Consider the following 973-nt stretch of genomic DNA (forward strand, 5'->3'; position numbering starts at 1 on the left):
TTGGGAGGCACTATCCGGGCATCTACCCGATTTGACTTTGAAAACAAGCCTATCGAGACCATTTCCCAACTCACTACCCCGGGAACCCAAACCATTACCAAAAACTATGCTTACAACAATGCAGGTCTATTGACCTCCATTTCCCATAAAATCAATTCTGATCCTGCGGTCACCTTGGTCAATTTTCAGTATGACCAACTTGGGCAACTGACCAATAAAACGTTTCCTGTGGCTGCCAATGCGGCGATGAATTATACCTACAATATCAGAGGTTGGCTGAAGCGCATCAACAATCCCCAGACGAGCAATGCCTCGGACAAAGTCTTTGCCCAGGAATTGTTTTACGAATCGGGAGGTACGACCCCTCAATACAACGGGAATATTTCCAAGGCTGAATGGAAAGGACAGGATGATACCAAGCGGGTCTACAACTATTCCTATGACCGAAGCAATCGGATCAATGGTGCTGCCTATACCGTACCGGGGCTTAGTGCTCAAGATGGAAGGTTTAACATAGGAAGCATCACTTACGATGCAAATGGGAATCTTTCTTCCTTGCAGCGGAATAACCAACAGACAGTAAGTACCTGGGGATTGGTGGATAATTTATCCTACACCTATGCTACCCATAGCAATAAGCTGTCCTACCTTTATGATGCACAGACTTTACCCAATTATCTGGCCAAAGACTACAAAAATCTGGGAACCAGTACCTACAATTACGATGCTAACGGAAACCTCTTGGGGAATAATGATCAATACAGTGTGGTCATTACCTACAATCATCTAAACCTTCCCAAGTCCATCATATTCTCAGGGACTGGAAGAAGCCTCACCTATTGGTACAATGCGGAAGGGGTGAAGGTTCGCCAAGTAAATGTAGAAGGGGCCACTACCACTACCTTGGATTATTTGGGGGAATTTGTGTTTGAAAAAATCAATACGGTAGTCATGACACGTGCATTAATCATGA

Annotated in this window: 1 pseudogene; it reads left to right on the forward strand. The window is 44.6% G+C overall.

What is annotated here, in order from left to right:
• A pseudogene (locus tag DDT91_RS20355) lies at window positions 1-973 on the forward strand (hypothetical protein); the annotation flags it as partial.

Source organism: Algoriphagus sp. AK58 (genome assembly GCF_014324365.1).
Classification (GTDB): Bacteria; Bacteroidota; Bacteroidia; order Cytophagales; family Cyclobacteriaceae; genus Algoriphagus.